The sequence below is a fragment of the Occallatibacter gabretensis genome (genome assembly GCF_001449115.1).
GTDB lineage: Bacteria > Acidobacteriota > Terriglobia > Terriglobales > Acidobacteriaceae > Telmatobacter > Telmatobacter gabretensis.
This window is the reverse complement of record NZ_LAIJ01000001.1, coordinates 85,434-106,126: the sequence shown is the minus strand read 5'-3', so window position 1 is coordinate 106,126 and position 20,693 is coordinate 85,434. Positions and strand designations below refer to the sequence as shown.

The 20,693-nt window shown below is 58.6% G+C and carries 20 protein-coding genes; 11 read left to right on the top strand and 9 right to left on the bottom strand.

Going from position 1 to position 20,693, the window contains the following annotated elements:
* Positions 1-22: 22 nt before the first annotated feature.
* The 4 genes from VO84_RS00425 to VO84_RS00410 all read right to left on the bottom strand — a co-directional run bounded on the left by VO84_RS00425 (position 23) and on the right by VO84_RS00410 (position 5,952).
* Positions 23-997 (bottom strand): NAD-dependent epimerase/dehydratase family protein, encoded by a 975-nt coding sequence (locus VO84_RS00425; protein ID WP_058185555.1) that lies wholly within the window; start codon positions 995-997, stop codon positions 23-25.
* Between the two features lie 28 nt (positions 998-1,025).
* Positions 1,026-1,778: a TlyA family RNA methyltransferase gene (locus VO84_RS00420; protein WP_058185313.1), complete on the bottom strand. Its 753-nt coding sequence runs from the start codon at positions 1,776-1,778 to the stop codon at positions 1,026-1,028.
* Positions 1,779-1,853: 75 nt separating this feature from the next.
* A complete protein-coding gene (locus VO84_RS00415; protein WP_058185312.1) occupies positions 1,854-3,413 on the bottom strand; it encodes a YncE family protein in 1,560 nt (519 codons plus the stop codon).
* Between the two features lie 175 nt (positions 3,414-3,588).
* Positions 3,589-5,952 carry a glycoside hydrolase family 31 protein gene (locus tag VO84_RS00410; RefSeq protein ID WP_058185311.1) on the bottom strand — a complete coding sequence of 788 codons (2,364 nt, stop codon included), beginning with the start codon at positions 5,950-5,952 and terminating at the stop codon, positions 3,589-3,591.
* 85 nt (positions 5,953-6,037) lie between these two features.
* Between VO84_RS00410 and VO84_RS00405 the strand changes: the two genes are divergently transcribed.
* From VO84_RS00405 to VO84_RS00395, 3 genes are all read left to right on the top strand, one after another.
* A complete protein-coding gene (locus tag VO84_RS00405) occupies positions 6,038-6,943 on the top strand; it encodes a DUF92 domain-containing protein (RefSeq protein WP_058185310.1) in 906 nt (301 codons plus the stop codon).
* Positions 6,944-7,012: 69 nt separating this feature from the next.
* Positions 7,013-7,273, top strand: coding sequence for an AbrB/MazE/SpoVT family DNA-binding domain-containing protein (locus VO84_RS00400; RefSeq protein WP_058185309.1), 261 nt, complete (start codon positions 7,013-7,015; stop codon positions 7,271-7,273).
* Complete coding sequence (locus VO84_RS00395; protein WP_058185308.1) at positions 7,270-7,668, top strand: type II toxin-antitoxin system VapC family toxin; 399 nt, start codon at positions 7,270-7,272, stop codon at positions 7,666-7,668. The genes VO84_RS00400 and VO84_RS00395 overlap by 4 nt, the downstream gene beginning before the upstream one ends.
* Positions 7,669-7,681: 13 nt before the next feature.
* Here the strand turns inward: VO84_RS00395 and VO84_RS00390 are convergent, their stop codons facing one another.
* Positions 7,682-8,311 (bottom strand): YdcF family protein, encoded by a 630-nt coding sequence (locus VO84_RS00390; RefSeq protein ID WP_058185307.1) that lies wholly within the window; start codon positions 8,309-8,311, stop codon positions 7,682-7,684.
* 12 nt (positions 8,312-8,323) lie between these two features.
* The gene (locus tag VO84_RS00385) at positions 8,324-8,968 is read right to left on the bottom strand and encodes an L-threonylcarbamoyladenylate synthase (RefSeq protein WP_058185306.1); all 645 of its coding nucleotides are present in this window, start codon (positions 8,966-8,968) and stop codon (positions 8,324-8,326) included.
* Positions 8,969-9,114: 146 nt separating this feature from the next.
* Between VO84_RS00385 and VO84_RS00380 the strand changes: the two genes are divergently transcribed.
* The 4 genes from VO84_RS00380 to glf all read left to right on the top strand — a co-directional run bounded on the left by VO84_RS00380 (position 9,115) and on the right by glf (position 13,633).
* On the top strand, positions 9,115-9,930 hold the full coding sequence (locus VO84_RS00380; RefSeq protein ID WP_058185305.1) for a TrmH family RNA methyltransferase: 816 nt from the start codon (positions 9,115-9,117) through the stop codon (positions 9,928-9,930).
* Positions 9,927-11,291 (top strand): replication-associated recombination protein A, encoded by a 1,365-nt coding sequence (locus tag VO84_RS00375; RefSeq protein WP_058185304.1) that lies wholly within the window; start codon positions 9,927-9,929, stop codon positions 11,289-11,291. The genes VO84_RS00380 and VO84_RS00375 overlap by 4 nt, the downstream gene beginning before the upstream one ends.
* Before the next feature lie 90 nt (positions 11,292-11,381).
* Positions 11,382-12,494: a hypothetical protein gene (locus tag VO84_RS00370; protein WP_058185303.1), complete on the top strand. Its 1,113-nt coding sequence runs from the start codon at positions 11,382-11,384 to the stop codon at positions 12,492-12,494.
* 50 nt (positions 12,495-12,544) lie between these two features.
* A complete protein-coding gene (gene glf, locus VO84_RS00365; protein ID WP_231737723.1) occupies positions 12,545-13,633 on the top strand; it encodes a UDP-galactopyranose mutase in 1,089 nt (362 codons plus the stop codon).
* 48 nt (positions 13,634-13,681) lie between these two features.
* Here glf and VO84_RS00360 read toward each other — a convergent pair whose 3' ends face one another.
* The 3 genes from VO84_RS00360 to VO84_RS00350 form a co-directional block, all read right to left on the bottom strand.
* Entirely contained in the window at positions 13,682-13,867 is a 186-nt protein-coding gene (locus VO84_RS00360; protein WP_058185301.1) for a hypothetical protein, read from the bottom strand.
* Between the two features lie 210 nt (positions 13,868-14,077).
* On the bottom strand, positions 14,078-16,321 hold the full coding sequence (locus VO84_RS00355) for a protein-disulfide reductase DsbD family protein (protein WP_058185300.1): 2,244 nt from the start codon (positions 16,319-16,321) through the stop codon (positions 14,078-14,080).
* Positions 16,322-16,375: 54 nt separating this feature from the next.
* The gene (locus tag VO84_RS00350; protein ID WP_058185299.1) at positions 16,376-16,810 is read right to left on the bottom strand and encodes a CoA-binding protein; all 435 of its coding nucleotides are present in this window, start codon (positions 16,808-16,810) and stop codon (positions 16,376-16,378) included.
* Positions 16,811-16,927: 117 nt separating this feature from the next.
* Here VO84_RS00350 and VO84_RS00345 point away from each other — a divergent pair, with 117 nt between their 5' ends.
* From VO84_RS00345 to VO84_RS00330, 4 genes are all read left to right on the top strand, one after another.
* Positions 16,928-17,833: an acetyl-CoA carboxylase carboxyltransferase subunit alpha gene (locus tag VO84_RS00345; RefSeq protein WP_058185298.1), complete on the top strand. Its 906-nt coding sequence runs from the start codon at positions 16,928-16,930 to the stop codon at positions 17,831-17,833.
* A gap of 5 nt (positions 17,834-17,838) precedes the next feature.
* Complete coding sequence (locus VO84_RS00340; protein WP_058185297.1) at positions 17,839-18,888, top strand: CPBP family intramembrane glutamic endopeptidase; 1,050 nt, start codon at positions 17,839-17,841, stop codon at positions 18,886-18,888.
* A gap of 106 nt (positions 18,889-18,994) precedes the next feature.
* A complete protein-coding gene (locus VO84_RS00335) occupies positions 18,995-20,326 on the top strand; it encodes a dihydrolipoyllysine-residue succinyltransferase component of 2-oxoglutarate dehydrogenase complex (protein WP_058185296.1) in 1,332 nt (443 codons plus the stop codon).
* Positions 20,327-20,503: 177 nt separating this feature from the next.
* Positions 20,504-20,683: an Rcat domain-containing protein gene (locus VO84_RS00330; RefSeq protein ID WP_058185294.1), complete on the top strand. Its 180-nt coding sequence runs from the start codon at positions 20,504-20,506 to the stop codon at positions 20,681-20,683.
* Positions 20,684-20,693 lie beyond the last annotated feature (10 nt).

The following is a 20,693-nucleotide window of genomic DNA, read 5'->3' as shown; positions in this document are numbered from 1 at the left end:
GCTCATATGGATTCAGACCCGCTTATACGCCATAAAACTCGCGATACCAGCGAACAAATTTCGGAATTCCTTCATCGATGGCCGTAGACGGCTCAAAACCCACGTCGCTGCGCAGTGCTTCAATGTCTGCAAATGTTTCCTTCACATCGCCGGGCTGCATTGGCTCAAAGACGATCTCAGCCTTCTTACCGAGCGACTCCTCGATCAGGCCGATCATCCGCATCAGCGGCTCTGACCGATGATTGCCGATGTTATACACCCGATACGGCGGGCCATCTCCGCCTGGAATGTGATCGGATACGGCAACAATGCCACTGACAATGTCGTCGATATAGGTGAAATCGCGGCGCATGTCACCGTTGTTGAATACGCTGATCGGTTTGCCCGCCAGAATAGCCTTCACAAACAGAAAAGCGGACATATCCGGCCTTCCCCATGGTCCGTAAACAGTGAAGAATCGCAGCCCCGTGGTCGGAATCGAGTAGAGATGGCTGTAGGAATGCGCCATCAGCTCACAGGCTTTTTTGGTAGCGGCGTAAAGCGAAACCGGGTTATCGACGCGATCTTCCACCGCGAAGGGAAGCTTCTTGTTCGCTCCGTAAACCGACGATGAGCTGGCGTAGACAAAGTGCTCGCAGCCCTTGAGATGCCGAGCCATCTCCAGCATCGCAATCTGGCCATCGATGTTCGAATGCGTATAGGCATAGGGATTGACCAGCGAATAACGGACGCCGGCCTGCGCGGCCAGATGAATGATGTGCGTAATTTCAGGATGGCGCGCAGCCAGATCCTCCACGGCATGGTGATCGGCAATATCAGTGCGATAGAACTGAAAGCCCGGCTTGCCGGACAACTGCGCCAAACGCGCTTCCTTCAGGGATGGGTCGTAGTAGTCATTGACATTATCGACCCCGATAACGGCTTCACCGCGCTGAAGCAGGCGCTGACAGACATGGAAGCCAATAAAGCCAGCCGCTCCGGTTAGAAGATAAGACATATGACTGTCAGTATAAATGGCTGCTGAATCAAGCGCTGAACCGCGCATGCAGCAGAAACTCCACGTTGCCCTCTGCTCCGGTGATAGGCGATTCGATCACTGCGGCGACTTCCCCGTCCTGCTCGCGAACGCACTGCGCCACACGGCTGACAGCAAGCTGATGGGCAGCAGGATCACGAACGATGCCGCCTTTGCCCACATGTTCACGGCCCGCCTCAAACTGCGGCTTGACCAGGATGACTGCCTCGATAAGAGATGGCGCGGCCGCAAGAACGGCCGGCAGAACCAGAGTGGCCGAGATAAAGGAAACATCCATGACGAGTAGCGTGGGAAAAGGTTCGATCATAAGCGAGCGTGGTTCAAGCAGGCGCGCATTGGTGCGCTCCATCAGCCGGACGCGAGGATCGTTGCGGAGCTGCATGGCGATCTGGCCGAAGCCTGTGTCAACGGCTGTGACCTGTACCGCGCCGTGCTGCAGAAGACAATCCGTAAAGCCACCGGTCGAGGCTCCCACGTCGAGACAGATGCGGTCTGCCACATCGATCTTCCATGCGTGGATGGCGCCGGCCAGCTTGAGTCCCCCGCGGCTGACGTAGGGCTGATCGTTACCGAGAAGGCGCAACGCAGCATCGGCGGAAACCGATGCGCCGGGCTTATCGATCTTCTGCTCGTTGACGAGAACACGGCCGGCAAGGATAAGCGCGCGGGCACGCTCGCGGCTTTGCGCGAGCCCGCGCTCCACAAGCAATGTATCTATACGTGCTTTGGCTAGGGCAGCCATGTCTTTACTTTATCTCGCAAAAGAAGAAGGCCATTTCCGAACCGGAAATGGCCTTCAGCGTAAAACCGGATCAGGCTACGGCAATGTCGTCAACGCTGAGATTGACTGCGCCTCGCATTGCAACAACGAGCCGGGCGTAACTCCAGCCGTAGCATACTGCTGCGCCGATAGATTGCACGGCACACCGTATCCCGGCTGTCGGCTGGTGTTGTTGGAGTTACCCGCGCTGCCGTTCTGCGAGGAGACACGCACATCCACAACATTGCCCTGCACCAGTACCGTTGTGTCCACAATGTCCTGGTCCGTACGGATAATGGTGAGATACGGGCTGTCCGGAGAGGCAACGTAGACCTTTCCGTACTGCGAATTCTGCGTAGAAACCACCGTGCGCGGGTGGCCGTTGACCTGAAGTGTCTTCTCCACCGTGTGACTGGAGACATTGACGATAGTCACCGTGCCGTTCCCCGAGCCGTTGAGGGTCGAGTCATCGTTCTGATTGGCCGTATAAGCGCGGCTGCCGTCATAGAGAACTGTGACCGTGGTAGGGTTGGGCGTTACACCGTTGCCCACCTTGACGGTGTATGTGGTTCCGAAAGTCGGACTGTCGTTGCCGTAGGAGTCCAGGCTCACATCAATGATGGTGATGGTGCCGCCAGCATAATCGGCAATTACAAGCTGCTGAGTGGCCAGGTTGTATTCGGCATAAACCGGCTCGGCAACAGCAGGCATGCCCGCCGTACCGTTAGGCGGCGTGATGCCTGTGGCGGAAACAGCGGTGGTCGACACCGGCAGCGTGGGATGCGAGAAGTATAGCTGCCCACTCTTGTTCAGGCAGCCAGTCGGCGGCGGGCACTGATTATCTAGCGTGTTGGTCTGGCTGTTGATGACGGTAATGGTGTCATCGCCACGGTTCAACACATAAACACGCTGCGAATCCGGCGTTTGCACGGCGTAAACCGGGCATTTGCCCAAAGGCAGCTTGACGGAGATGGTGTCACTGGCCGTTTCGATGGCATCGGCAACGCCCATGGGACCCGTAGATGGGGAGTTATTGCAGGCCGTGGAGCTTGCCACCGCGCCCTGCGTAATGGCGTAGTTGCGCTGCGATGAAGAGGTAGGCCCAATCACCATGATCGGCGTGGGATCGACAGGAATGGCGATCTTAAAGATGGCCGGTTGCGCTCCAGTGAAGATATCCACGTCGTTCGAGGTCAGGTCCGTTGTCCAGAGCTGAGCGGTTGGCGCCATGAATCCAAAGGGCTGTGCGCCGGCTGGAAGAGTGGTAAGAACCACCTTGTTCGCCTGGAGAGTCGAGTTGGCGGGAAAGTCGCTGACGGTGCCGTCGCTGTTAAAGGTAAAGCCATTCACACCCGTCTGATCCAGAGTGAACGCGATCGGACCGGGCCCAATCGGAGCCTGCGCGAGCACTGTGTCACCCGCGTAATCCACCACGTTGACCACTCCCGCGGAGGTGAGGGAGGGTGATGAAATAACTGTGGCATATGCAGCGGGCTGCGCTGGCGGGCCGCTTGGGTTGGTGGGCGTAACTACGGGACGATACCCCGCGCCGCATCCGGCCAGAAACGCCGACACAAAAGCCGCACCTGCAAGGGCAATCTTCCGCTTAAAAGACATACAAAAAAGACTCATTCGTATTTTCGTTCCTGCTTACTTCGTCATTGTAAATGAGGCAAATGGGGGTGCGGGACGGGTGGAATCGTGCCCGGCAACAGGGATGCCATGGGTACATCGGCCAATGCTTAGACGCACCAAAGCGCCGTCCGTGTGACGAGCGGCGCTTGGCAGGCACTCATCGGCCTACGATTTCCACGGCTACTGCGCCGGGGGCTCCAGACAGCTTGCGGGCGGAGTCATTCCAGCGCAGGTGCGTAAGAACGCCCTTCCCCTGCTCGTAGCCGTAGGTGGTTCCGTCGTCATTAAACAGCGTGAACTCCGCGTCAGCACCGGGATAGACCTTGATCTTCGCAATCGCCTGCTGCTCTTTGGTGTTTTCAACAGGCGAGCCGAGGGGCAGAATCGACCCCGCACGGACGAACAGTGGAATGGTGTCAATCGGGGCGTTCACAGTGATGGTCTGTCCGCCATGGACGCGCTCATTTGTCCAGTAGTTGTACCAGTCCGCTCCTGCCGGCAGGTAAACCTGGCGGCTCGTCGCGCCCTGGTCCGTGACCGGAGCCACCAGGAACGCCGGCCCGAACATATATTCATCGCGGAGATCGGCTACCTTGGGGTCGTTCGGAAAATCGAGCGGCAGCGCACGCATGAAGGGAGCGCCGGTAGTCCACGTTTTGTAACCGAGCGAGTAGATATATGGCAGAAGCTCATAGCGGAGCTTCAGGTACTTGATCAGGATCGGCTCAGCTTGTTTGCCGTAGGACCAGACCTCGTTGGCCTTGCGGCTGCCGTGCGTGCGCATGATCGGCAGGAAGGTGGCGTACTGAAACCAGCGCGTGTAGAGCTCCGGATAGTCGTCGTTGTGTCCCACCACATCACGCGCGTCTGAGGGGTCAAGCAGCGGCGGATGTTCCGACTTGTGAACTTGCGGCAGATACTGCCAGCCTCCTGTGTCATTGGACCAGTATGCGAAACCGGATGCCGTGAAATCGAGGCCGGTAGGTATCTGGCGCTTGAGCGTGTCCCAGGTGCCGAAAATGTCGCTGGACCAGAAGATGGTTCCGTTCGACTGCGCGCCAAGATAGGCATCGCGGGAGAGAACCAGCGCGCGCCTCTGCGGCAGATCGGCTCGGAAGCCGTCATACAGCGCCTTGGTATGGAAGTACGGATAAACGTTGAAGAACTCCGTGCCGGGACCAACATGGTAGAAAGCGCCGTTCGGAGCCAGGTCGGGCTCCGTCTCGTCAGCCCAAAGCGAATCAAAGCCCAGCGAAAGGATGTTGTCGCGCGAGATCTGCCAGAAGAACTTCGCCGCATCAGGGTTTGTGGTGTCAATGTCCGAACCGGCTTTGTCGTAAGGCAGGCCGTCCTCCGGCGTGCCATCTGCCAGCGACTCAAACCAGCCATTCTTCAGGATCTGATCGTAGTAGCGATCTTCTTTCACAAAACGCGGCCAGACGGAGATCATCGTCTCAAAGCCCATCTTGTGCAGCTGGTCGTTCATCGCCTTGGGGTCCGGCCACGCTTTGGGATCCATATCGAACTGGCCCATCTTAGTGTAATAAAACCAGTCAACGACCATCACATCCGCGGGCAGCTTGCGATCGCGATAGCCTTTGGCAACCGCCAGAATTTCATCCTGACTGGAATAGCGCTGCTTGCACTGGATATAGCCATACGCAGCCTTGGGCAGCATCGGCGTGGGACCGGTCAGCAGCTTGACGCCCGCGTAAATCTCATCCGCGGTATCGCCGGCAATGACGAAGTACGAAACGCGGCTGCCGGATTCGGATTGCCAGCGCGTGACCTCGTTGAAGCCGGGAATGATTGTGGTCTTGGCGGGGTTATCCCACAGCAGGCCGTAACCCTTGTTCGTAATGGCAAAGGGCACGCAGGAGCTTGGGCCGGCCGGGGAGTTGTAGTCGTGCCAGCAGCGCACCGGATGGCCGCGATGATCGAGGAAACCCTCCTGATTTTGCCCGAGGCCGTAGTAATGCTCGTCATTGGGGGAGCGGAATGTTGCGCCCACAACGTAGCTGGGGCCGTCGCTCGGCCTGCGGTCGTTGGCAAGCTGCGCCGTGCCGTCCTTGTGGTTGTAGTCGGCCTGCTCCCAGCCCACCATGTCCAGGATGGTTTTACCGTCAGGCGTTTTTACAGAAACATTTGCCCACGGCGCGGAGCCGGAAAAGTATTTCGCCGTGTCCGGCAGGCGGCCAGGCTTGGCATTCGGATTGGGATGTGGGCGATGCACAGTGACCACGAGCCGGGCGGAGCGGTACTCGTCTTCAGCGGCTGTCTGTTTCAGCGCCCAGCCGGTCGCATCGGCCTTGCCTACAACGCCGTAGCCGGGCGCGCCCTTGGCGGCTGCGTCATCCTTGCTGATGGTCACGCGCAGAATATTCGGTGCATAGGGCTCAAGAACAATCGTCTCGCCCGGACTGTTCAGGACGGCGCGCGGCTCCGCGGTTTGCGCCGCAGAGACTGCGGAGAGAGAAACCAGAACAGCAGGCAGACAGACTGCACTTGCAAACCTTTTCATTAAAACTCCGCACGGTGGTGCAACAGGATGGAAATTGCTGGCCAAGCGAGTGTAAACCGTTTCACCCGTCGGCTACCATACAGGCGTGACCTCGAAAACAGATCCACAGAAGCTCGCATGGCAATCCAGGCTGATTCTTGCGATTGTCATAGCGCCCATCGCGGTAAGTGCGGTATGGGAGACGCGCTTCTGGGCATTGCATGAGCCGCGCGTGGCAATGTGGGCCCTGGGGCTGAGTGCGCTTCTTGGGCTCGCTGCCTGGAAGTCACGGTCAGGCACTCCGGCAGCGGCAGCAACCGGCGCATTGCTCTGCGCAAGCATGATGTTCTCAACCTTTGTGTATCCGTACGAGCCGTGGAAAACGGCGATCGTGCCAGTGCTTGCGGTGCTCGTGCTTACGTCGCTGGCCACGCGCGTCGGGCGCAGGTACAAGGAACAACTTGGAACAGCGGAAGAAAAACGCGGCCGCGTCTCGGCCCAGGTCTGCGCGAATCTGGGCTTTGCAGCGCTGGTCTGCAGCCCAGGCGCTCAATCGATGATGGCGGGCGGCAAGATGATCAGCCCTGATAACAACCTCTTCGGAGTTCTGCTCACCTTCGCAGCCTACGCCAGCCTTGCCGAAGCCGCCGCCGATACCGTCTCCTCTGAAATCGGCCAGGTGCTCGGCGGCCAGCCGTTCATGCTCACAACATTCCGCCGCGTTGAGCCGGGAACAGATGGCGCCGTCAGTGCTTCGGGAACGCTCGCAGGTGTGCTCGCCGCCTGCATCATAGGAACGATTGGCGTGTGGGTGCTACAGGGCAATCTGGTTACCGGATGTGTGATCTCTGCAGGCGGCATCTTTGGGCTGATCTTCGACAGCCTGCTCGGCGCAACTCTGGAACGCAAAGGCTGGCTCAATAACGACGCGGTGAATTTTCTCTCGACAGCAAGCGCGGCAATTTCGACCGTGATCTTCGTTCTATGGACGTTGCGAAATGTGGCGATTTAAGCGAAAAGGTGGAGCTACAAAGTAATGCAAAATTGCATTACAATAAGATAAGCACGTTAGGAGGCCGCTATGCCAACCCTCAAGCTCACCGCGAAGAGCCAGGTGACCATCAGTAAGGATTTGCGGCAGCACCTTGGGATTGCGCCCGGAGAAAAGATCGAAGTGATGAAAGCGAGTGATGGCAGCCTAAGGGTGACGAGGTCCAAGCCATCCGGCAGCATCAAGAACTTCATTGGCATTCTTTCAGGTAAGACCAGAAAGAAGGCCACAATTGAAGAAATCAACCAGGCCATCGCAGACGGCTGGGCTGGCAAGGTGAAATTCGATTGAAAGTTACTGTTGATACGAATGTGCTGCTGCGCGCAGCAGTTCCCGATGATTTGAAACAGTTCCGTGCAGCATCAGAACTGCTACAAAATGAGACTTCGATCACTGTCTCCCTGCCCTGTCTTTGTGAGTTCGCATGGGCGCTGCGAAGCGCCTACAAGTTTCAAAGAGCGGAAATCGCTGCCGCCATTGAAGAGCTAATTCAAGCCAACAATGTGGCTGTAAGCCGCCCGGCCGTTGAAGCAGGCCTGGCCATGCTCTATGCAGGCGGCGATTTTGCAGATGGGATACTTGCTTTTGAAGGACGACAGGTCGGAGCGGAGACTTTCATTTCCTTTGACAAGGACGCGGTTAAGTTTCTTACCAAACAAGGCCACAAGGCACGGCTTCTCTCCTGAAATAACCCAGAAATCATTCCAGCCGCATCCGCCAAAGCGTATACGCGATGATCTCGTGCGCGTAGCGGTAGAAGTCTCGCGGACGGCCCGCAATAACGGCCTGCGGACGTGGTGAAGTAAATACATTCAACCCATCGGCCGCGCATATCGCATGAATGCGAAACAGATGCGTGCTGTCGCTCACAATCAACAGCCGCCGCAGATTGTTCGTTCGAGCAATCACAGCCACGCGGCGCGACGACTCCGATGTGTTGCGGCTCTGCGTTTCTGCAATGATTGCCGCTTCCGGCACACCCTGGCTCATCAGGTAATTGCGGCCAACGCCGCCTTCCGTATACTGGTCACCGCCATCGCCGCCCAATGTAATCATGAGCGGCGCAATGCCATGCCGGTAGAGTGTCAGCGCGTGGTCCAGCCGCGCGCGAAGGACCGGCGAGGGTTTGCCGTCCCACTCTGCAGCACCAAAGACGACAATCGCGTCTGAGGGCGCCGCCTGATCCATGTGCGCAAAGTAGACGATCTGCGAGTAAACCCACCAGGTCCACACAGCAGCTACAACCAGGATAATCAGCAGCAAAGAAAAACAGAGACGCAACGCCCTATGGCGCTTCTTACGGCCGGAGTTGATCTGGGGTGTGCCCATTGGTAGAGCCCCTTATCGCTGAAGAACCATTGCAATCTCGTGTGTAGAAATCGCGCCCTCGCGCAGAATCATCCACCGTCCCGGCCCCAGGCTCAGGTCCACAATCGTGGTCGGCTGCGTGCGCCCCGTGGGCCCGCCGTCAATAATCAGCGGAATGCGGTCGCCGATCTGGTCTCGTACGCACGCCGCGTGGGTGCATTCGCTTGAGCCCTGCAGATTGGCGGACGTAGCCGTGATCGGCAGCCCAAATTTCTCCACTACTGCGCGCGGAATTGCAGCATCCGGCACGCGGAGAGCCACGTTCCCCGTATAAGCCGTGGAGCGCAGCGGTAGCTTCGTCCCGGCTCGCACAATGATCGTCAGCGGGCCCGGCCAGAATTTGTCTGCCAGCCGGTCCAGCATCGGATCGCTTTCGCGCGCCAGCTCATATGCCTGCGCAAGACTCGCAATCAGGAGCGAAAGCGGCTTATGCTGCTGCCGCGTTTTGAGCTGATAAATCTGCTCCACAGCATGCAGATTCACCGGATCAACGGCCAGGCCGTAAAAAGTATCCGTAGGAAGGGCAACGACACTACCCTTGCGCAGGCAGGAGACGATGTAATCGATCCGGTCTGGCTGGGGATCGTCGGGATGGACGCGCAAAATTTCGGCGGACAAGAAGCTCTACCTCGGTTCGTGCTTATCGATAGGCTACAAGTTCGGAAACTAACACAGCACCAATCGGGGTGCAAGTGAAGCCGCCACAGAAAGGCCGACAAGAGACCGCTGCGAATACAATCGAACGAAGCAGAAAGCGATTCCCAATGCCCGTCCGCGTTGTTCAGAGTAAACAAAATGTCCGCCTCAAAGAGCTGCGCCACGCGCTGAGCAAACCGCCGCGGCCTGGCGACGCGCTGGCTGGCATTGAGGGGCCGAACCTGATTGAAGAAGCTGTGCGGGCCCGGCTTGGAATTGAAGCTGTCTTCGTGTCGCAGGATGCGGAACGGCTGCTGGACGGTCTGGCGTTGCCAAAAGAAACAGAAGTGCTGCTTGTGCCTCGCGAACTGCTCAGTCCTGTGCTGACGACCGAAGCTCCGCAGCCGATTGCGGCGTTAGTTCGGCAGCCGGATTGGATCTGGAGAGATTTGCTGGAAGGATTTGATGAATACTCCAGTGCTCTCATTGTCGTGCTTGCCGGTCTGCAGGACCCCGGCAATCTTGGCACGATTGTCCGCTCAGCGGAGGCCTTTGGAGCGACAGGCATCGTCAGTCTTCCCGGAACTGTGAGCGCATGGAATGCAAAGGCTGTCCGCGCTTCAGCTGGAAGCATCTTTCGCGTCCCGATGATCAGCGTAAGTGCAGACGAGTGCGTTGCGAAGCTGCATGAAAGCGGCGTGAAGATATGGGCAACTACAGTGCACGATGCAAAGACTGCGCCAAGCGTGAATCTCACTCAGCCCATCGCCATCCTCATCGGCAACGAAGGTAACGGTGTGCCGCCAGAGCTTGCAGCAATGGCAGACGACGCGCTGACAATTCCCTGCCCCGGCCCCGTCGAAAGCCTCAATGCTGCCGTCGCTGCCAGCGTGCTGCTCTACGAAGCCGCGCAGCAGCGTGCCGCAAAAGGCGGTGCGCGATGAGTCTCTTTGATGGCGAGCCGGAGGGTCGGCAACACTCGTCCAAAAAGCCGCTCTACGCAACCGCGCCGCTTGCCGAACGCATGCGTCCGCGCACATTAGACGACTACGTTGGCCAGGAACATCTGCTCGGCCCCGGCAAGCCGCTACGCGTGCAGATTGAGCGCGACAGCCAGGGCACAGGTGAATTGGGTTCGATGATCTTCTGGGGTCCGCCCGGCGTGGGAAAGACCACGTTGGCCAAGATCATCGCCGAGACCACACGCGCCAACTTCGTGGAGTTTTCCGCCGTGATGAGCGGCATTAAAGAGATCAAGCAGGTGATGGTAGACGCTGCGCGTGCCGCGGAGATGCAGGCGCGAACGATTCTCTTCATCGATGAGATTCACCGCTTCAATAAGGCGCAGCAGGATGCCTTTCTGCCTTACGTGGAACGCGGCGCAATCCGCCTCATCGGCGCAACAACGGAAAATCCCTCATTTGAAATTGTCTCGGCGCTGCTCTCGCGTTGCCGTGTCTATGTTCTGCAGGCGCTCAGTGAAGACCGCATCGCGCAACTGCTGCGAAAGGCTCTGGAAGACAAAGATCGCGGCCTCGGCGGCATGAATCTCACCGCCGATGACGATGCACTCGAACTGATTGCAAGCTATTCAAACGGCGACTGCCGCGCCGCATACAACACGCTGGAAGTTGCCGCGCAGTTAGCCGCTGCAGGCGGACAACACATCGACAAAGCGCTGGCAACGGACGCGGTGCAGCAGCGCGTGCTGATGTATGACAAGAGCGGGGAGGAGCATTACAACCTGATCTCCGCGCTGCACAAGAGCGTGCGCAACTCTGATCCCGATGCCGCACTCTACTGGCTTGCGCGCATGTTCGCCGCGGGCGAGGATCCGTTATATCTGGCACGCCGGGTTGTACGCATGGCCGTTGAAGACATCGGCCTCGCTGCTCCCGAAGCGCTCAACTTATGTCTTTCAGCAAAAGAGACGATCGATTTTCTCGGCTCACCAGAGGGCGACCTCGCGCTGGCCGAAGCCGTCGTCTATCTCTGCCTCGCGCCGAAATCAAATTCGGTCTACACGGCATATAGCGCCGTGCAGGCCGAGATCGAACACACGCGCCAGGAGCCTGTGCCGATGCACATTCGGAATGCGCCTACGCGACTGATGAAAGACCTTGGCTACGGTAAGGGCTACCGCTACGCGCATGATGAAGAGGACAAGGTCGCGGATATGGACTGCCTGCCCGATTCACTCAAGGGGCGCACTTACTACAACCCAACGCAGGAAGGCCGCGAGAAGCTGCTGGCGCAAAGGCTCGATGAGATTCGGCGCATTCGAGCCGGCAAGCGGAGTACTTAGAATTTCACTTAGTTGGCTTAGTGTATGATGAACTTGCGTACTCACATTGCGTCCTACTTTTAATGCTCCATATACAAGGAAACCCGTATTATGCCGGCAGAGGTTACATACATAACTGCGTCTGGACGGCCTCGCTACTTTGTCGTGAATTCCCGGGGCGACGGTTCGATCCGCGAGTGGGATCTGTCTTATTGGGATAAGACGTGGCCTGTGGATTGCCGCTATTATGCGCAGGTATTTCAGCACATGGAGCGCTTCCTCACTGTGCCTGATCTGCGCGTCTATCTCACGTGGGATATGGATGCGGTACCTGAGTATGGGCCTAACATCGTCGTCATCCTTTTCGGCGATGAATTTGGCCGCATGCCGCGCTATGCGCGATTCGTGAATACGATTTTGAAGGCGCCGCGCGGAACCGAACCGCTGCTGGGAATCCGCCGCTGGTTTCCATTCGACAGATTGCGGCGCAACATGATGTTGAAGTACCTGCGGAACACTGTTCTCTATTGGAAATCGCTCTGGCGGGAGTCGCGCGCAAGTTATCCCATTGCGCCCGTGCTCAAAGAGCCGCACGTTTTGCATACGCCCTGCGGCACCTGCATGCTGGATGAGTTGCCGATAAAGCCCATGAGCGAGCGGCCATACCACTGCTTTTTTGCAGGCCAGATCGATATGGAACCTGCGCGCGGACTGGCGTCGCTCAATGAATCTCCCAAGCAGATTGCGCGCCGCGACATGGTCAAATACATGCTCGCGCTCAAGGAAAGCAATCCCCGCTTCCGGCTTGATCATCGCGTACTTCAGAAAGGTTCATTTGGCAGCACGGACGCCAACGATAACCGAACCTATTCCGAACGCATGATGGATTCGAAGATTTGCCTCACCCCGCGCGGCACAGTCATCGACACGTGGCGCTTTTTTGAAGGTCTGAAAAGCGGATGCCTCGTGATTTGCGAACCTCTTCCAGACGAGTATTTCTATCAGGGCGCACCCGTGATTCAAATCGACTCATGGGATGAGTTGGAGAAGACCGTCGCGCCGCTGCTGGACGATGATCAGGCGCTTCAGCAGTGGAGCAATCGCAGCCTTGAGTTCTGGAAAAACGTGTGCGGCGAAGAAGCTATGGGCCGTCGCGTTGCTGAGTTCATTGCGGCTTCTCCGGCCTCACAGCAATTGCTCAGCGCCATGGCAGTAGTAGCTTAGTTCAACCCGTAGCTCAAACCAAGGAGACTCCTCTGCAACTTGACGTTCTGGTGGTTGGCGCAGGATTCGCGGGCAGCGTGGTGGCGGAGCAATTCGCCTCAGCAGGCCGCGACGTGCTGGTAATCGACAAGCGGGAACATATCGCCGGCAATGCCTTCGATGAGTATGACGCGAACGGCGTTCTCATTCACCGCTATGGACCGCATCTGTTTCATACAAACGCAAAGACGGTCTTCGATTACCTCTCACGCTTTACAGAGTGGCGGCAATACGAGCATCGCGTGCGGACATGGGTAGAAGGTCAATGGCTTCCCATGCCCATCAATCAGGACACCATCAACCGGCTCTACAATCTCAATCTCGATGAGGCCGGCGTGGCGGAGTACCTGGAGCGCGTGCGCGAAGAACGCTCGCCCGTACTCACGAGTGAAGATGTTGTGCTGAACAGCGTCGGGCCTGATCTCTGCGACAAGTTCTTTCGCAACTACACCCGCAAGCAATGGGGGCTCGATCTCTCTGAGTTAAGCGCGGGCGTGGCAGCGCGCATCCCGGTGCGCACCAACCGCGATGACCGCTATTTTTCTGACACTTATCAGGCCATGCCGCTCGCTGGCTATACAGCCATGTTCCGCAATATCCTCGATCACCCGCGAATCCGCGTGGAGCTGGGCACAGATTACGTGGAGTTGCGCAAGCGCGTGCAACCGAAACTGACCGTATATACCGGTCAAATTGACGAGTATTTCGATTTCCGCTTCGGTCGTCTGCCATACAGGTCGCTACGCTTTGAGCATGAGCACATTGCGAATGTGGAGCGCCTGCAGCCGGTGTGTACGCTGAACTATCCCAACGATCACGAGTACACACGCATCACGGAGTTCAAGCACTGCACAGGTCAGCAGCACAGCGGCACGTCCGTTGTGCGAGAATACCCCACCGACGAAGGCGATCCGTATTACCCGGTGCCGCGCGCTGAAAATCAGGCCCTATATAAGCAATATGAGGCGGTCGCAGCCGATGAGCGTGACACGATCTTTGTCGGCCGCCTGGCGCAGTACCGCTACTACAACATGGACCAGGCCGTTGCTGCGGCCTTGAAGGTGGCGCAGGACCGGCTGGAGAATGCTGCCGTTGTCTAAGGTTGATATGTAAGTAAGTCAAGATGAATGCGCTCTGCTGAGGGGCGCTCAGTCTTCGTATGTTTGGAAATTACATACCTTAGCGTCGCCGGTTTCCATTTCTTCATCCATGCCAGTCGAATCGGCCAGATGAATGGAGCCCATCGAATCGTTGAAGAGAACTTCTTCGCTGGTTTCCCTGGCATCTGCAAACTGCCAGTTCGGACGGTACGGCGGTTTGTATTCAAGCCTCATGAGCATCCTCCTGCGTGAGTTGTGGGATGCCGCGTGCAGTCGCCGAGTTGGAGCAGCCGCACCTCGGAATGTGAATTTTCTGCGAATCGCTCTTAATCTGCGTACTTCACTGAGCAGCGCAGGGTCGCGTCGACGGAGTTTGCACAGGTTTGCCCCGCCCTGGAAGCCAAATGACTTGCTTTCGGCCCTGCCGTTGACTTAGCTATACGCCTATTTCCGCGCCGACGCAGAAGTTTTTGGTAATCCGTTGAGGAAATCAAGCACAATTCCCGGCGTCAGCGCCTCAGGCAAAAGCTTTGGCACAGACTGGCCCGGCGTATAAAGCGCATAGGCTGGAACGCCGCTACGGCCCAGCTTTTCCAATGCCTGCGCAATCGCCTCATCATGCTGCGTCCAGTCGGCGCGCAACAGGGCCACGTTCGAATCCGCAAACGCCTTCTGCACCTCAGGCCGGCTCAGCGCCACGCGTTCGTTTACCTGGCAGCTCAGGCACCAGCTTGCTGTGAAATCGACAAAGACCGGACGACCAGCCGAAAGATTTTTCTGAACAGTATCTTCAGACCATGGCTGCCATAGCGGACTTATGTATAGGTTGTTGCGCACAACTGCTGTCGTATTCGTATCCAATTTCACTTCTGAAAAATTATTCGCACCGTAAATGCTGAGCAGCACAACACCGAGGCCAAAGCATGCCGCAACTCCCGTCGACCACATCTTCGCCGGCCAGCGTCCCAAAAACCATCCCGCAATCGCCAACAGAAGGAAGCACGCCAGCAAAGCAGCCAACAGTACGGCTCCATAACTCCCAGCAACCACCCAGGCCAGCCAGATCACCGTTGCAAAGATCGGCACAGACACGGCCTGCTTCAGATACTCCATCCACACACCGGGCTTCGGCAGTAGGCGCGTCCAGGCGGGCTGCAGCGTCAGTGCCACATACGGCGCGGCCAGTCCAAGCGCCAGCGCAGTAAAGATAGCAAAGGTCACCAGTGCAGGCGCGGCAATTGCGTAGCCGATCGCTGCCCCCATGAACGGCGCGGTGCACGGCGTGGCCACAATCACGGCCAGCACGCCGGTAAAGAAGCTGCCCGTGTAGCCCTGCTTCTGCGCGAGCGAACCGCCAGTGCTAGTAAGCGTGAGGCCAATCTCAAACTGACCCGCCAGCGAAAGCCCCAGGAAAAACAACAATGAAGCCATCAGCAGCAAAAAGATCGGCGATTGAAACTGGAATCCCCATCCCAGGCGCGAACCTGCAGCACGCAAGGCCAATAGTGCAGCCACAAGCACCCAGAAAGATACAACGATGCCGAGCGTATACACAGCACCATGCAAACGCAGCTTGCCGCGCTCCTCGCTGCTCGACTGCACCAGGCCAAGCCCCTTCAAAAACAGCACCGGAAAGACACACGGCATCAGGTTCAGGATCAAGCCACCAAGAAATGCAAGGCCGATGGTCTCCGCTAAGCCTCTTTGCTGTGGAGGTGGAACGGAACCCGGCCTTCCGGTAAAGACCATCTGCGTCTGCGGAGCAGCAGGAGCGGCTTGTTGCGCCGCCACCGGCACAGTTGCTGAAGCAGGCGCAGGCTGCTGCGCAGTAACAGGAGCCGCAGCCGAATCAGCCCCAACAACACCTGCCGACGCAGCAATCTCATACGACCTGCCGCCCGCCAGCGTAATCACGCCACGCAACTGCGCCGGATTCGTAGCAAAACTTGCATCCTTCTTCAGGTCAAGCGTCAGGCCCTTCGCAGTCGGCGTCACCTTCTGCGGTGAAGGATTATCAATCACATCCTGGTCCGCCGGAAAAAACGCAGCCTCAGTCTCCCGCTTGCCAGTTTCAAGCGTCAGCCGATAACCCGTCGCCGTCGGCTGAAAATTCGCCTTCGCACTCGCAGGCAGCGGCTTCGGCAGCTTGTTTCCAAGCCGCGTAAATAGGCTCGCATCGGGATCTACACTGCTGCCGCCCGGCCCTACAGTCCGCACCGCCTCCAGCTCTGCTTTGCCCGGAATACACTCTTCGCGGCAGACCAGCCAGTCGACCTTCGCATGAAGAATGGCGTCTCCCGCCTTCGCTCCTGCCGCAGTCTTAATCTCAAACGGATACAGAACCTCGCCCTCGTACCCGTAATCCATCAGCGTGGAAACCGGCAGCCGCTGCGGCACAGGAAACTCCAGCGGTCCTGCCGTAATCCCATCCGGCAGCGTCCACTTGATGTGTGGCGGCTCACCCGCATCGCCAGCGTTCTTCCAATAGACATGCCAGCCTGGCTCCAGCTTGAAGTAAAGACCGCCCTTCGCCGTCTCGCCAGGCTTCAGATTCGACGCCGGCACCACAAGCTGCACGTGCAGATGCGTCACATCCGCCGAACTGGGCGCGGCGTTAGGCGCAGCAAAGGCGAATACACCCGCCGCAAGCAGAACAAAAAACGCGAATATGTGTCGAAAAGTCTTCATCTTGCTGTACCCGTTGGACGCAGCTCAGTCCATGTTCGTCGCAAAACTGCTTGGCTAATCAATAATCCTCGCCGCATGCTGGCGAAAAATGCAATCGTTCTGCACGCATTTGACACCGGCGGCCTCAGCCCGCGCCACGGCCTCATTGTGTACCACCTCGTCCTGCAGCCACAGATACGGAATTCCCAGCCGGATCACATCGTCCACAATCGGCGGCACATTCTCTGACGCTCGAAAGACATTGACCATGTCAATTCCCTTCCCGGCCGCAGTCTTCGCCGCCGCCTGCGCCGCGTCCAGGTCCGGGTAGCTCGTCAGCCCCATTACCGTCTCAAGCGCCGGATTCACCGGCAGCACGCGATACCCATGCTCATGCAGATATTTGCCAATGTTGTAGCTTGCCCTAAAGGTCTTGTCGCTCATCCCCACCACGGCAATGGTGCGTGCCTCATGCAGCATCTCTTCGATCGTTGTCGGCTCGTTTGCCAAACTGTTCTCCTTTTCCCCTCGCTAAGGATACGATGATCCGCCCCGAGATTTGTCGCCCGCACTCCAACCCCGTAGAATCTCTGGAGGGCTTCCTAGCACCAGGCCCCAAGGGTATCAATGAGCGAAGAGCAGGCAGGCAAGCCCCTTCCCGCGGCAGTAGCTGCGGCCTGGGAGAGAGTAGAGCGGGCACGGCATCCACAGCGGCCCTACCCCATGGACCTGATTGGCCGGATTTTTACGGATTTCAGCGAGATTCACGGGGACCGGCGCTTTGGCGACGACGAAGCCGTGGCCTGCGGCATGGCGCGCCTTGCCATGCCGGGTGGAACAACGCAGGAAGTCCTCGTCATCGGCATTCGCAAGGGCGGCACCACTAAAGAGAAGGTCCGCCGCAACTTCGGCATGCCCAATCCCGAGGGTTATCGCAAGGCCCTCCGCTCCATGAAGCTGGCGGAAAAATTCAACCGTCCCGTCATCGCGATCATTGATGTCACCGCAGCCTACCCCGGCATCGGCGCCGAAGAGCGCGGACAGGGCGAAGCCATCGCCCGCAATCTTCTCGAAATGTCGCGTCTCAAGGTACCCACCATCTCCGTCATCACCGGCGAGGGCGGTTCCGGCGGAGCACTAGGTCTTGCAGTCGCTGACCGCGTCCTTATCCTCGAATCCGCCGTCTACTCCGTGATTCCCCCGGAGGGCGCAGCCGCCATCATGTGGCGTGACGCCGGCCAAAAGCAATTTGCCGCCGCCGCTCTGCGCATCACCGCTCCAGAGGTCGCCGATCTGGGCTGCGTCGACGGCATCGTTCCGGAGCCGGCAGGCGGCATCTACACCGATCCCGAAGCCGGAGCCATTGTGCTCGGTGACACCATCCGCAGGCATCTGGCGGAGCTGCAAGCCATGCCACTCGACCAGCTGATCGCCACGCGCCGCAATAAATTCCGCAACCTCGCGCAGTTCTATACGGAAACCCCGCCGCAGCCGCGCCAAACCAGTCCCGAAGAAGCCAGTTCTCGTGTCTAAGGACTATGACCGAACTGCGTAAACAAGACAGCCGGGTTCGTGCATACCTGGAGTTCGTGATCGCGCTGTTTTACTTCATCGCGGCGCGGGTTCTGGCACACCGCGCAGCCGGCGCATTCGCCTCAGCCTCCTGGCAGCCGCTGGTGGAGCAGGCCATGCTCGCGTTTCTGCTGCTGGCCGGTTACGCGGGCATGGGATTCTCACTCGCCCGGCAACCACACCCGATTCGTGCGCAGGGCCTGCCCTTTCGTCCAGGCTGGCGTCGGGAACTCGGCCTGGGCGTGGCCACTGGATGGGGCATTGCTGCGGTTTGCGCCATTGCCATGGCTATCTTTGGCGGCATTTTGATCCGTTTTCACTCCGAACCGGCAGCCTGGGGCTGGCTGGTCGCCGATATCGCATTTTTTCTGCTGCTCGCTCTGGTGGAAGAAGTCGCCTTTCGCGGCTACGGATTTCAGCGGCTCTCCCGCTCGCTTGGCTCTGGCGTGGCCGTCATCGGTTACGCGCTGCTCTATGCCCTGCTCGAACGCCTCCAGCCAGGAGCAAACAGCGCCAGTATCTTTGTGGCCATTGCCTTCAGCCTGGCACTCTCTGCGGCGTACCTGCGAACAAGAGCTCTCTGGGTAAGCTGGGGCCTCAACTTCGGCTGGAAGGCCAGCCGCGCGCTGCTCTTCGGCCTCGCCATCAGCGGCAACGGCTCGCATTCCAGTGTGGTTGAGGGCAACCCGATGGGTTCGTTCTGGCTCACTGGCGGTGGCTTCGGATTGGATGGCAGCTGGTTCGCCTTTTTCGTCCTGCTCGCCGCCATTCCTCTCGTTTACCGCATCACCCGCGACCTCAACTTTCATCACAACACGCCGGAGATCATTCCCGGCGGAATCCCTGTCGATCTCGATGCCGCCGCGCGCAAACAGCACGACGCTGCGATGGGACCGGCCGCCGCTCCGGCCCCACCCGGGCTGGTGCAGATCGCCCCAATCGCCGCGCCCGCCAGCCCGTATCCGGCCCCATCCGCGCCGGAACAAAGCTCTGACGCAGCCAACAATCTCCCCTAAGTCACACTCCAATTCGCTCCCAGCCGTTACCGGATCAAATCGAATTTGACCTTTTCCCTTGCGCAGGACTAAAGTGTGCGCCATGCTGTTGTCAGGGAGAGCGCGTATGCCCGTTTCCTCCTTAAACCCGACTCAGTTCCCCTCTCACGGCCGCGCCGCTCTGGCTGGCGTTGCGCTTCTGCTGCTCACACCCGTCGCGCTCCTCTCGCAGGTCACCATTGATTCCTCCGGGCGCATCAAGGATGGGTCGACTGCTCCCGTCGACCGCCGCTTCGCGCAGATTCAGCCAACCAATGTATCTCTCGACAACTCCGTACTCGATTCCAAGACCCGTCTTGAGCTCATCCGCGTCCTTGATGCAGAACAGGGTTTTGCCATGCGCCCCCTGCCTCGTGGCCATAAGGGGCTCACACTCGTGGCCAACGGAAAAGTCGAGCCAAGTGGCGAAGTATGGCTGAACATGATCACCGAATACGGCGTCTCCGCGAAACCCGGCGACCGCGTCGTGCTCACAGATATCAAGATCGACCACAACAAGATCATCTTCGCTCTCAACGGCGGCCCTGACGCGAAGCATCGCTTCCTGCGTCACATTTCAATCGGTGGCGGTATGGGCAACGACGTAACGCCCATGGCGCAGGATGACGGCCAGGAGCCTGTCGGCGCACGTCTCACGCTGGTCTTTGATAAGCAGCTGCCCGAACTGACCGGCGCTCAGGTCAAAGCACTGCTCGCGCCGCTGATCTCCTTCGACGTAAAAACACCTGTACAGGCATATACAGACACGCTGCCGCCCATACTGAAAGACGCCATCCTCAATCATCACGTCATGGTCGGCATGAGCACGGAGATGGTGCTCTACGCCCTGGGCCAGCCTCAGAAAAAGATCCGCGAAATGGACGAGCAGATGCCATTCGAGGAGTGGATCTACGGTGATCCACCCAAGCCCGTCGAGTTCGTGCGCATCAACGGCAACCGCGTCATCCGCCTCGAAATCGCCAAAGTCGGCGAGCCGGTCGCAGTCTTCAACAAGGATGAGGTCTCTGGCCTCATGCGGACCGATGGCACCCCCCTTGCGCCTACCAGAACACGCACCATCGCTATGGGCGATACCACCTATGACCCCGATACGCAGGCCGCGCCCGCTCCGCCCAGCCTGAAACGCCCCGGAGATGCGCCAGCGGATCAGCCCCCCGGTAATCCCACCGGCAACGGAGAGATGGGCCCCGTGCAGTTCCCGCAGCAGAAGCCAAACGATCTGGACATTCATCGCCCTGCCAAGCCGGCTCAGCCTGCTCCCGACTCCACGAATCCAGCTCAGACTCCGGCTCAGCCCACGCAGCCCGCTTCGACGCCCCAGCAGCAGCCTGCACCCAATCCGCCGCCTGCGCAGCCGCCGTCTCCGCAATCGGACCAACAGCCAACCCCAGCCCCTTAAGAAGACTGGAAACCGAGGCTGAAAAATCCTGATTTCGTGTAAACTTGAGGGAGCGAGTTCCGCTCCCTTCTGCCGTGTCATTTGAGACAAGCCGATATGAGCAACCGCGCCGTTGAAGCCGCGTTTGATCCCTCACGCGCGTGAGCAGAGACAATTCCCAAAGGAGATTCATCCGCAATGGCAAAGATTGCAAAAACAGGCGACCGCAAGAAGGTCATGGACACCACCAAGTCCACAGATTGCCCCAAGTGCTCCAAACCCACGCGCATCGTCAAGCGCGTCAAGGACCGCGAGCGTGACATCCCCGGCGGCGTCTACATTTCCTGCTCGGCCTGCGATTTCTTCGAAAAGTTGTAACAATTCCCAG